Annotated in this window: 11 protein-coding genes; 7 read left to right on the top strand and 4 right to left on the bottom strand. The window is 67.4% G+C overall.

Annotated elements, in window-relative coordinates:
• Window positions 1–95 precede the first annotated feature (95 nt).
• The 4 genes from ACFX4F_RS19760 to ACFX4F_RS19745 form a co-directional block, all read right to left on the bottom strand.
• Window positions 96–2,258, bottom strand: a complete 2,163-nt coding sequence (locus ACFX4F_RS19760) for a bifunctional (p)ppGpp synthetase/guanosine-3',5'-bis(diphosphate) 3'-pyrophosphohydrolase (protein WP_025874213.1) — start codon at window positions 2,256–2,258, stop codon at window positions 96–98.
• A 106-nt stretch (window positions 2,259–2,364) separates the two neighbouring features.
• Window positions 2,365–2,664, bottom strand: a complete 300-nt coding sequence (gene rpoZ / locus ACFX4F_RS19755) for a DNA-directed RNA polymerase subunit omega (RefSeq protein WP_005410877.1) — start codon at window positions 2,662–2,664, stop codon at window positions 2,365–2,367.
• Window positions 2,665–2,774: 110 nt separating this feature from the next.
• Window positions 2,775–3,437, bottom strand: a complete 663-nt coding sequence (gene gmk / locus ACFX4F_RS19750) for a guanylate kinase (RefSeq protein ID WP_033831917.1) — start codon at window positions 3,435–3,437, stop codon at window positions 2,775–2,777.
• On the bottom strand, window positions 3,434–4,294 hold the full coding sequence (locus tag ACFX4F_RS19745; RefSeq protein WP_380658001.1) for a YicC/YloC family endoribonuclease: 861 nt from the start codon (window positions 4,292–4,294) through the stop codon (window positions 3,434–3,436). The genes gmk and ACFX4F_RS19745 overlap by 4 nt, the downstream gene beginning before the upstream one ends.
• A 122-nt stretch (window positions 4,295–4,416) precedes the next feature.
• On the opposite strand from ACFX4F_RS19745, the gene rph reads away from it, so the two are divergent.
• The 7 genes from rph to pepQ all read left to right on the top strand — a co-directional run bounded on the left by rph (window position 4,417) and on the right by pepQ (window position 11,587).
• Window positions 4,417–5,142: a ribonuclease PH gene (rph, locus tag ACFX4F_RS19740; protein ID WP_025874210.1), complete on the top strand. Its 726-nt coding sequence runs from the start codon at window positions 4,417–4,419 to the stop codon at window positions 5,140–5,142.
• Entirely contained in the window at window positions 5,139–5,525 is a 387-nt protein-coding gene (locus ACFX4F_RS19735; RefSeq protein ID WP_380657998.1) for a VOC family protein, read from the top strand. The genes rph and ACFX4F_RS19735 overlap by 4 nt, the downstream gene beginning before the upstream one ends.
• Complete coding sequence (rdgB, locus tag ACFX4F_RS19730) at window positions 5,525–6,121, top strand: RdgB/HAM1 family non-canonical purine NTP pyrophosphatase (RefSeq protein WP_380657996.1); 597 nt, start codon at window positions 5,525–5,527, stop codon at window positions 6,119–6,121. The genes ACFX4F_RS19735 and rdgB overlap by 1 nt, the downstream gene beginning before the upstream one ends.
• Before the next feature lie 58 nt (window positions 6,122–6,179).
• On the top strand, window positions 6,180–7,412 hold the full coding sequence (gene hemW / locus ACFX4F_RS19725) for a radical SAM family heme chaperone HemW (protein ID WP_380657994.1): 1,233 nt from the start codon (window positions 6,180–6,182) through the stop codon (window positions 7,410–7,412).
• A 120-nt stretch (window positions 7,413–7,532) separates the two neighbouring features.
• Window positions 7,533–9,809 carry a DUF1631 family protein gene (locus tag ACFX4F_RS19720; RefSeq protein ID WP_380657992.1) on the top strand — a complete coding sequence of 759 codons (2,277 nt, stop codon included), beginning with the start codon at window positions 7,533–7,535 and terminating at the stop codon, window positions 9,807–9,809.
• Window positions 9,806–10,180: a PilZ domain-containing protein gene (locus tag ACFX4F_RS19715; protein ID WP_380657990.1), complete on the top strand. Its 375-nt coding sequence runs from the start codon at window positions 9,806–9,808 to the stop codon at window positions 10,178–10,180. Before ACFX4F_RS19720 ends, ACFX4F_RS19715 begins: the two co-directional genes overlap by 4 nt.
• A gap of 75 nt (window positions 10,181–10,255) precedes the next feature.
• A complete protein-coding gene (gene pepQ, locus ACFX4F_RS19710; protein ID WP_380657988.1) occupies window positions 10,256–11,587 on the top strand; it encodes a Xaa-Pro dipeptidase in 1,332 nt (443 codons plus the stop codon).
• The last annotated feature ends 119 nt before the right edge of the window (window positions 11,588–11,706 follow it).

Here is an 11,706-nt window from a genome sequence, read left to right as displayed (position 1 = left end):
CCGGGCCATGCCCGGCGGCATTTGATTCATGCCGCGCTGCGCGCTCGCCGGGCATGGCCCGGCGCTACCGGGAATCATCCACGCATGGCGTGGAGCTACTGGCGGCGAACGGCCTGCACGACCGAGAGGCGGCGCAGGCGACGCATCACTTCAGCCAGGTGGTTGCGGTCGCGTACCTGGATGTTGAACGCCAGCACCGCGGCGTTGAAGTCGCGGTCCAGGTAATCCACGCGCTCGATGTTGGAATGGCTCTGCGCGATCGCCGCGGCCAGCTGCGCGAGCACGCCGGTACCGTTCTCCACTTCCACCACCAGCGAGGTGTCGTAGTCGCCGGATACGGTGGTATCCCAGCCGATCAGCACCCAGCGCTCGGGCGACTTGCGCAGCTCTGCCAGGTTCGGGCAGTCCATGCGGTGCACCACGATGCCCTTGCCGGCGGTGTGGTAGCCCATGATGTCGTCGCCCGGAATCGGCTGGCAGCAGCCGGCGAAGGTGACCACGCCACGCTCGCTGCCATTGATCAGGATCTTTTCCTGCGAGCTGTGGCGCGAATGCGCGCCGCCGCGCAGTTCGGCGTAGGCCATCAATGCCTGCGCGGCCTGGGTCGGCATCCAGTTGCCCAGCGCGACTTCGGCCAGCAGGGCCTCCAGGCGTGGGAACCGGTGTTCGGCCAGGAAGGCATCCAGGCGGCCCTTGGGCAGGCGCTCCAGCGAGCTGTCCATGGCCTCCAGCGCGCGGTCGAGCATGCGGTGGCCCAGCTGCACGGCATCTTCGTGCTCCAGCTGCTTGAGCTGGTGGCGGATGGCGGTGCGTGCCTTGCTGGTGACGACGAACTCCAGCCACTGCGGCTTGGGCGTGGCCGAGCGCGCGGTGATGATCTCCACCGACTGCCCCGACACCAGCTTGGTACGCAGCGGCACCAGTTTCTTGTCCACACGCGAGGCCACCGCCATGTTGCCGACATCGGTATGCACGGCGTAGGCGAAGTCGAGCGCGGTGGAATTGCGCGGCAGCGCCAGGATCTTGCCCTTCGGCGTGAACAGGTAGACCTCGTCCGGGAACAGGTCGACCTTGACGTTGTCGAGGAACTCCAGCGACGAACCAGCGGCACGCTGCGAATCGATCAGTTCGACGATCCAGGCGTGCGCGCGGCTCTGCGCGCTGTTGGGCGAATCGCCGCCGAACTTGTAGGTCCAGTGCGCCGCCACGCCGCGCTCGGCGATCAGGTCCATCTCTTCGGTACGGATCTGCACTTCGATCGGCGAACCATACGGGCCGAACAGCACCGTGTGCAGCGACTGGTAACCGTTGGCCTTGGGGATCGCGATGAAATCGCGGAAGCGCCCATCCAGCGGCTTGAATGCGGCATGCACTGCGCCCAGCGAGTGGTAGCACTGCGGCACGCCGCGCACGACCAGGCGGAAGCCGAACACGTCCATCACCTGGTCGAAGGATTTGTTCTCGTCGCGCATCTTGTTGTAGATGCTCCACGGGGTCTTGATGCGGCTGACCAGGCGGTGCTCGATGCCTTCCTTGGCCAGGCGCTGCGACAGCTGCACTTCAACCTGTGCCAGCGCCTCGCGGCGCACCACCGGCTGGCTGCGGATGTGCTTTTCCAGGATCGCATGGCGCCACGGGTACAGCGCCTTGAAGCCGAGGTTCTGCAGTTCGCTCTTGACCAGGCTCATGCCCAGCCGCTGCGCGATCGGGGCGTAGATCTCCAGCGTCTCGCGGGCGATGCGGCCCCGTGCTTCACGGCTCTGCGCGCCCAGCGTGCGCATGTTGTGCAGGCGGTCGGCCAGCTTGATCATGATCACGCGCAGGTCGCGTGACATCGCCAGCAGCATCTTGCGGAAGCTCTCGGCAGCCGCTTCCTGGCGGTCGCGGAACTTCAGCTTGTCCAGCTTGGTGACGCCGTCCACCAGCTCGGCCACCGCTTCACCGAACTCGGCCGACAGCGCCTCGCGGGTCAGCGGGGTGTCTTCGATGGTGTCGTGCAGGATCGCGGCGATCAGCGCTTCCACGTCCAGGCCGAGCTCGGCCAGCACCTGGGCCACGGCCACCGGATGGGTGATGTAGGGCTCGCCCGACTTGCGCGTCTGCCCAGCGTGCGCGGAGGCACCGACTTCCCACGCGCGGCGCAGCAGCGGCAGCTGCTCGGGCGGCAGGTAGTGGGCGGCGCGTTCGAGCTGGAGGACGTAATCGGGTACGGCGGCAGCGGGGACTGCGGCGACCTTGGCAGTGGGGCCTGGGTTCATGGCCAAAGCCTATGCCAGCGCGACGTTTACGGCAAACCCTGAATGCGAAACAGCCCGCACGGGGCGGGCTGTTCGGCGTATCCAGCGATGACGTTGATCGATGCGATCAATCGTCGTTCTTGGACATGTCTTCGTCGGCGACCACTTCAGCGGCGGCCCACTCCAGTGCTTCGCGCTCGGCGCGCTCACGCTCGGCCTTCTCGACTTCGTCGATCAGCGCGTTGTCGATCTTGCGGGCAGCGATCTCGCGCAGTGCCAGCACGGTCGGCTTGTCCTCGGTCTCGCTGTTGTCCAGCGTGGCCTGCACGCCATTGGCGAGCTGACGGGCGCGCTTGGAGGCCATCATCACCAGCTCGAAACGGTTGTTAACGACTTCCAGGCAATCTTCTACGGTAATGCGGGCCATACGGGCTCCCGGCGACCGGTCGGCCGCTCAGTCGAATGAGGGAAAGGGGACGGAGTGTACTGGCAGGGGCTGGACAAAATCAAGCCAACCCCCACCGGACCCTTTAGGAATCAATCAGTTGAACTCGCATCCGGGGTCAACAGGGCCTGGATCAGGCCGGCATGGCGGACCTTCTGGGCGTCCCGGCGCAGGCGGCTGGCGGTGAAGATCGCGCACAGTTCGTCCACGGCGGTGTCGAACACTTCATTGACGATGACGTAGTCGAACTCGTTGAAGTGCAGCATTTCATCGCGGGCAGCACCCAGGCGCTGGGCGATGACCGCCTCGCTGTCCTGGCCGCGCTTGCGCATGCGGTCCTGCAGGGCCTGCTTGGACGGCGGCAGGATGAACACCGTCACCGTGCCCGGCACCAGCTGGCGCACCTGCTGCGCGCCCTGCCAGTCGATCTCCAGCAGCACGTCCTGGCCGGCGTTCAGCTGCGGCTCCACCGACTGCCGGGCGGTGCCCTTCCAGTCGCCATGCACCCAGGCATGTTCGAAGAAGTCGCCGGCAGCGATCATCTCCTCGAACTTTTCCGCGCTGACGAAGTGGTAGTGCTGGCCGTTCACTTCACCCGGGCGCATGGCCCGCGAGGTGAACGAGATCGACAGGGCGATCTGCGGGTCGCGCGCCAGGGTGGCGTTGACGATGCTGCTCTTGCCGGCGCCGGAGGGCGCGGCAACGATGTACAGCGTGCCGCGTGCGATCGCGGCCGGGGGCGTGGAAATGCTCATTCGATGTTCTGCACCTGCTCGCGGATCTGGTCGATCAGCACCTTCAGTTCAACGGCGGCATTGGACGTGCGGCTGTCCACCGACTTCGAGCCCAGCGTATTGGCCTCACGGTTGAACTCCTGCAGCAGGAAGTCCAGGCGGCGGCCGACCGGCTCGCGCTGCTTGAGCACGCGGCGGATCTCGACGATGTGGCTGGACAGGCGGTCCAGCTCCTCGTCCACGTCCAGCTTCTGCAGCCACATCACCAGCTCCTGCTCGGCGCGGCCCGGATCCACCGGATGCGGCAGGTCGGCCAGGCGGGCGGCGAGCTTGGCGCGCTGGCCGTCGCGAATGGCCGGAATCAGCGTACGGACCTCGGCGGCGATGCGCTCGATGGCATCCACGCGCTCGGCGATGGCGGTGGCCAGCGTATTGCCTTCACGCTCGCGGGCGGCGATGAAGCCGTCCAGTACCTGGTCCAGCAGCGCCAGTGCTTCAACCTGCAGGGCCGCGGCATCGGTGGCCTCGCCCTGGGTCACGCCCGGCAGCTGCAGCAGGTCGGTGAAGCTGACCTGCAGGTTGGGGAAATCGGAGGTCAGCCGGTGTGCCAGCTGGCCCAGCTGGCCCAGCAGCACCTCGTTGACCTGCAGGCTGGCGGCCGATTCCGGCGCGCGCAGGCGCATCACCAGATCCAGCTTGCCACGGCTCAGGCGCGCGGAAATGCGCTCGCGCAGCTGCGGTTCCAATGCGCGCAGTTCCTCGGGCAGGCGGGTGCCCACTTCCAGGAACCGGTGGTTGACCGAGCGCAGCTCGCAGCCCAGCGTTCCCCACGTAGTGGAGCGCTCGCCGCCGGCATAGGCCGTCATGCTTCGAATCATGGATGTTTCCGGTGCTTGCAAAGGGGGAATGGTACCCTAGCGGTCTCTTTTGAGCCCCTTTCCCCGCCCCGTGAAGGCCGCGGGGATGGTGGCGTACTCCCTTTTCCTACGGAACCTGCCCCATGTCCGATTTCCGCCCCAGTGGCCGTCAGCCCGATCAGCTGCGCCCGGTCGTCATCCAGCGCGGTTTCACCCGTCACGCCGAAGGTTCGGTGCTGGTCTGCTTCGGTGAAACCCGCGTGCTGTGCACGGCCAGCATCGAGAACCGGGTGCCGGGCTTCCTGCGTGGCAAGGGCGAAGGCTGGGTGACCGCCGAGTACGGCATGCTGCCGCGCGCCACCCACACCCGCAGCGACCGCGAAGCCGCACGCGGCAAGCAGGGCGGCCGCACGCTGGAGATCCAGCGCCTGATCGGCCGCAGCCTGCGTGCCTGCGTGGACCGCAACGCACTGGGCGAACGCACCATCACCCTCGATTGCGACGTGCTGCAGGCCGACGGTGGCACCCGTACTGCTGCCATCACCGGCGCCTACGTGGCCCTGGTCGACGCGGTGAACGTGCTGATGAAGCGCGGTGACATCAAGCGCAACCCGATCCTCGGCGCGGTGGCGGCGGTATCGGTCGGCGTCTACCGCGGCACCCCGGTGCTGGACCTGGATTACGCCGAAGACAGCGACTGCGACACCGACATGAACGTGGTGATGAACGACGGCGGCGGTTTCATCGAACTGCAGGGCACTGCCGAAGGCCATGCCTTCCGCCGTGACGAACTGGATGCGCTGCTGGGCCTGGCCGAAAAGGGCGTGACCGAGCTGCTGGCCGCGCAGCAGGCAGCGCTGTCGGCATGAACCGGCGCATTGCCCTGACCACCCTCGTGGTGGCCGATTACGACGAAGCCATCGCCTGGTACACCGGCAAGCTCGGCTTCCAGCTACTGGACGACATCGACCAGGGCAGCAAGCGCTGGGTGGTGGTCGGGCCGACCGATGGCAGCGCCGCCGCCCTGCTGCTGGCCCGCGCCAGCAACGACGAGCAGCGCAGCCGCATCGGCAACCAGACCGGCGGCCGCGTCGGCTTCTTCCTCAACACCGACGACTTCCACCGCGACCACGCGGCGATGCTGGCCGCCGGTGTCGAATTCCTGGAAGAGCCGCGCGAAGAACCCTACGCCACCGTCGCGGTGTTTCGCGACCTGTACGGCAACACCTGGGACCTGTTGGAGCCCCGCTGATGAAGAAGTTGGTACTGGCCAGCCACAACGCTGGCAAACTGGTGGAAATGCAGGAAATCCTCGCCGACCTGCCGCTGCAGATCACCTCGGCCGCCGAACTGGGCCTGGGCGATGTGGAGGAGACCGGCCTGACCTTCGTCGAGAACGCGCTGCTGAAGGCGCGCGCCGCCTGCGAAGCGACCGGCCTGCCGGCGCTGGCCGATGATTCTGGGCTGATCGTCGACGCCCTCGGTGGTGCGCCGGGTCTGTACAGCGCGCGCTATGCCGGCCATCCGACCAATGCAGCGGCCAACAATGCCAAGCTGCTGGACGCGATGGCCGACGTCGCCGATGGCCAGCGCAGCGCCCGCTTCTATGCGGTGATCGTGCTGCTGCGCCACGCCACCGACCCGCAGCCGCTGATCTGCGAAGGCCGTTGGGAAGGACAGATCATCCGCGAGCTGCGCGGTACGAATGGATTCGGCTACAACCCGGTGTTCCTGGATACCACCCACGGCCTGACCGCCGCGGAAATGGAACCGGCGTTGAAGAATGCCATCAGCCATCGCGCCATCGCCCTGCAGCAGCTCAAGCAGCAGCTCGCGGCCTGGCTCTGATACCCCACCCGATCAACACAGGGAAGCCGGCCAGCGGCCGGCACTACCGATGACTGCCATGCCGCACGCCCACGACCACGACCACGACCACTGCAACCACCTGCCCGGCGAGTCCTGCGACCACGACACCCCGCCGCGCCTGGTGCCACCGCCGCTGGCGCTGTACGTGCATCTGCCGTGGTGCGTGCGCAAGTGCCCGTACTGCGATTTCAACTCGCACCAGGCCAAGGGCGAACTGCCCTTCGATGCCTACATCGATGCATTGGTGCGCGACCTCGACCAGGACCTGCCGCTGGTCTGGGGCCGGGTGGTCAGCAGCGTGTTCTTCGGTGGTGGCACGCCCAGCCTGTTCCCGCCGGAAGCCATCGACCGCTTCCTGCAGCAGGCCAGCGCCCGCCTTCGCTTCGCGCCCAATGCCGAGATCACGCTGGAAACCAACCCGGGCACCGCCGAGCATGGTCGCTTCGACCGCTACCGTGCGGCCGGGGTGAACCGGCTCAGCTTCGGCATCCAGAGTTTCGATGATGCGATGCTCAAGCGCCTGGGCCGCATCCACGACAGTGGCGAGGCCGAGCGCGCGGTGAAGATGGCGCAGGACGCGGGCTACGACAATTTCAACATCGACCTGATGTACGCCCTGCCGGAACAGACCCTGGCCGGTGCCGAGGCCGACCTGCAACGCGCGTTCGCGTTGCAGCCGACCCACATCTCGCACTACCAGCTGACCCTGGAACCGAACACCGTGTTCTTCGCGCGGCCGCCGCAGGGCATCCCCGATGAAGACAATGCCTGGGACATGCAGGAACACTGCCAGGCGCTGCTGGCGCAGGCCGGTTTCGGCCAGTACGAGGTAAGTGCCTACGCCCGCCCCGGTCGGCAGAGCGCGCACAACCTGAATTACTGGCGTTTCGGTGACTACCTCGGTATCGGCGCCGGCGCACACGGCAAGATCAGTTCCGGTGCCGAGGAGCATGTGCTGCGGCGCTGGAAGCACAAGCACCCGCAGACGTTCATGGATACCGCAGGCACCGCCGCATCGTTCGGTGGCGACGAGGTGATCGCCGCCGATCGCCTGCCCTTCGAATACATGCTCAACCTGCTGCGCCTGCACGAAGGCTTCAGCCTGCGCGACTTCGAATCGCGGACCGGGCTGGCGCGCAGCGTGCTGGACGTTCCATTGGCCGAAGCGGTGCAGCGCGGCTGGCTGCTGGTGGCGGACGGGTACGTGCAACCGACCGAGCTCGGCCGGCGCTTCACCAACGATGTGGTCAGCCTGTTCCTGGAAGAATGATCCGCCTGCGGCGCAGCCAGGGAAGGCCGCGCTGAATGAATCGATCGCTAAAGTAGCGCCTTCACCGGCCGACACGGTAGATTCCAAGATCGATCCGCGGGAATCCGGACCCCCTCGCCGATGTCTGCTGTCTTCTCCCTCTCCAGTGCCGACACTGCCCGCCTGGCCGCGGCCGACCTGCCGCCGCGCGTGCGCGAGCTGCTGGGCGCGTTGATCGGCCTGTGCCATCAGGCCCTGACGGCACCGCTGATCCTGACCGTGGAAGCGCTGGAGCAGACCCTGCTGCATGACGCCGACCATGCACGCAACCCGCAACAGCAGGCTGACCTGCTGGCACAGCGCGGCCAGCTGCATGCGTTCGCCGGCCACTTCAGCGACCGCATGCTCGATGCGCTGGCCGATGCGCTGGCGCGGCTGCGGGAACCGATCACACCGGTCATGGCCGCCACCACCCCACCACCGTTGCCCGGCATGCTGGGGTTGACCCTGGTGGCCGAGCACGAAGTCGACCGCGACCTGCTGTTGACCGAAATGGTGCGCCGGGAAACGCTGCGTTCGGCCAACGCCTTGAACCTGCTCGGCCAGCGTCTGGGGGTTATTGCCGGTGCACCGGCCTTTGAAGCCGATACCCTGCCCCTGGCACCGCAGGCCCTGTGCACGATGGTGCGCAAGCTGGCCGAACAGGATGCCCTCAGCGCCGAGGTGCAGATGGCGCTGTACCGCAGTTTCGAGCGGCAGGTGCTGGAGCGGCTGGGCGATGTGCTCGACCGCGCCAATGCGCTGCTGGCACAGCACGGCATCCTGCCGGGCCTGGTCTACACCCCGTACCTGGCGCGTTCTTCCAGCACCCGCCGGATCATCACCCAGTCGGTCGGCAGCGGCCGCAGTGGACGCCCGTCACCGCGCGTGCCCACGCCGATGACTGGTTGGGGCGGCTCGGCACCGGCCGGCTCGTGGTCGACGTTGATGCAGGACGCCTTCGCCGATGCGGCTGCGCCCGGCGCGTCGGCCGGGCTGACGGTACCGGCCAGCAGCGTCCTGCACGAGATGCTGCAACAGGCGCGGCAGGCCCCGCAGCCAGCGGTGGATCCGCCAGCCCTGCCCAGTGCGGCAGTCGATGCCGTACTGGCGCGCCTGCAGGGCCAGGCCAGCGCCGCCAGCGCCATGACCGATCTGCAGGCCGCCGTTGTCGCCCAGCTGCGCAGCGAACATGGTGCGCAGGCCAACCTCGGCAGCCACGACCGTGACAATCTCGATCTGCTGCGCCTGCTGCTGCAGCAGGTACAGCAGCAGCAACGACCGGACCCGGTGCCGGCCGCCCTGCTTGCGCGCCTGCAGGTACCCCTGGCGCGCGCAGCGATGGCCGATCCCGGGTTCTTCGTGCGCGACGAACACCCGGCACGCGAACTGCTCAACCATGTCGCTGAAGCCGGCGCCAGCTGGCTCGGCGATGACGATGTCGATCCGCAGCTGCTGCAACGGCTGGCGCAGAGCGTGCAAGGCCTGCTCGGCCAGGATGCGCGCACGCCCGAGGCCTTTGCCGCCGCCAACGAAGAGATACAGCAGCACCAGCGTGCCGCCGCGCATCGCGCCGAGCTGGCCGAGCGCCGCCACGTGGAAGCCGCGCGCGGCAAGGAACGGCTGGAACTTGCGCGACGCCAAGCCAATGCACAGATCGACCAGTGCTGCGACACGCAGGAACCGCCACGCTTCGTGCAGACACTGCTGCGCCAGGCCTGGGCGGACGCATTGACGCTGACCCGCCTGCGCCACGGCGAAGATTCGCCGCAGTGGCAGGAGCGCCTGCAGCAGACCGAACGCATCGCCGCGATCACGGCCGAGGCCGCCAGCGAAAGCAGCGCGACCGATGCTCCGCTGGCCACCGAGGTTGAATCGGCCCTGCTGCAGGTCGGCTATCACGCAGAAGAGGCAGCCGCCGTCGCCCGTCGCCTGTCCACGCCGGGCGGTGAAGACGAAAGCACCTCGCGCACCGAACTCAGCGCGCGCCTGAAGGCCCATGCACGTCTGGGCGAGCATGCGGGCACGCAAGCGCTGGCAGATGATGCCGCACCGCGCAGCGAGGCCGAGGAGACCTGCTACCAGCAGCTGTGCGCGCTGCCCTTCGGCAGCTGGTTCGATATCGATGATGGCGAAGGCGCTCTGCGCCGCCAGCGCCTGTCCTGGTACAGCCTGCTGACCGGCCATGTACTGCTGGTCAACGCGCGTGGGCAGAAGATCGGCGAAACCACGCTGGATACGCTGGCCAGGCAGATGAGCAGCGGACGCGCGCAGCTGGTCACCGAAGACAAGGGCCGGCTGGTCGACCGCGCCTGGCAGGCGAGCCTGAGCGCGCTGCGCGCACTTGCCACACGCCGCCAGCAGGAGCCCAACGCATGAGTACACAACCGCCCGTTGATACCCGCCGCGCGCCGCGCCGGCAGGTCTCCGACCTGGTGCCGGTGACCGACCAGATGCGCGACTGCGTGGTTGGACGCCTGGGCAACGTGTCCGAGACCGGCATGCTGATGCTGGCCAGCGCCCCGCTGCGCGACGATGCGCTGTATCAGTTGCGCTTCCCGTTGCCCTCGGCCGAGGGTCGCAGCGAGCTGATCGACGTCGGCGTACACCTGCTGTGGAGCGAACCGGCGCATGCGCCCGGCCAGAGCTGGGCAGGCTTCCGCTTCCTGACGCTGTCACGCGAGCATCGGCAGCTGCTGCGCCGGTGGATCGGCGAAGACAGCGACGAGGCACCGGTTTCGACGGGCTGAGTGCCGGTTCCGGCACAGCGGAATGCGTCGGTATCCGGCAGAATCTAGGGCCGTTTTCCGTGTCGAGCCACCGCAATGATCCAGCAAGACCCCGGCGCCCTGTATCCCGACCACCTGGCCGTGCTGTGCCGACGCGCCGAGCAGGCGCTGGCACGCGGCGGCTTCGACCATCTGGTGGTGCCCAGCGGCACCCTGCACTACCAGGTCTTCGACGACCGTGATTACCCGTACGCGGTCAACCCGCAGTTCAAGGCCTGGCTGCCGCTGACCCGGGTGCCCAACAGCTGGATCGTGTTCACCCCGGGCAAGCGTCCGGCGGTGATCTTCCACCAGCCGTTCGATTACTGGCATGTAGTACCGGACGCCCCGAGCGGCTGGTGGGTCGACCACTTCGACATCCACATCATCCGCACGCCCGAAGAGGCGCTGGCGCTGCTGCCGTCCGATCCGGCGCGCTGCGCGATCCTGGGCGAACCGCAGAGCGCGCTGGGCGCGTATGTGCCCAACAATCCGGCGCCGGTGGTGAACTACCTGGAATGGCATCGCGGCAGCAAGACGCCGTATGAAATCGCACTGATGCGCCAGGCGCAGGTGCTCGGTGTGCGCGGCCATCGCGCGGCCGAAGCGGCGTTCCGCAACGGCGCCGACGAGTTCAGCATCCACATGGCGTATTGCCAGGCCGTGGGACAGGACGCCACTGAACTGCCGTACGGCAACATCGTGGCCCTTAACGAACATGCGGCGGTGCTGCATTACACCGAACTGGGCCGCAGGGCACCGCAGCCGCTGCGCAGCTTCCTGATCGACGCCGGCGCCAGCGCGCATGGTTATGCCAGCGACATCACCCGCACCTACGCCGCCGCCGGCCATGACGAGTTCGCGGCGATGATCGAAGCCGTCGATGCCGCGCAGCAGACAATGTGCGCAGCGGTGCGCCCGGGCTTCGACTACAAGCAGCTGCATGTTGATGCGCATCTGTCGCTGATGGGCGTGCTGAAGGACTTCGGCGTGATCAAGGTGTCGCCGCAGACTGCGCTGGAAACCGGCGTCAGCGCCGCGTTCTTCCCGCATGGCATCGGTCACCTGATCGGCCTGCAGGTGCACGACGTGGCCGGTTTCGCTGCCAGTGACGAAGGCGGCCGCATCGAGCGCCCGGCGGGTCATCCATACCTGCGCCTGACCCGCGTACTGGAACCGGGCATGGTGGTGACGATCGAGCCGGGCCTGTACTTCATCGACATGCTGTTGAACGAAGTGAAGGCTGCCGGCCATGGCGATGCGATCAACTGGGAGCGCGTGGATTTCTTCCGTCCGTACGGCGGCATCCGCATCGAAGACGAAGTGCTGTGCACTGATGGCGAGGCGGACAATCTGACGCGGCCGGTGTTTGCGGCGGCGAACGGCTGAGCCCCTCGTGGTTGGCTGCTTAGAGCGGCTCATGGGTTAGGCGGGGCGGGTGGGCCGTGCAGGGGACGCTGCAAGTACATCCCTGTAAGCTCGATGGCGCCATCCATGGCGCCAACGCC

Source organism: Stenotrophomonas sp. YIM B13575, from assembly GCF_042787595.1.
GTDB classification, from domain to species: domain Bacteria; phylum Pseudomonadota; class Gammaproteobacteria; order Xanthomonadales; family Xanthomonadaceae; genus Stenotrophomonas; species Stenotrophomonas lactitubi_B.
The sequence above is the reverse complement of the archived record's forward strand: the minus strand, read 5'-3'. Positions and strand labels throughout refer to the sequence as shown.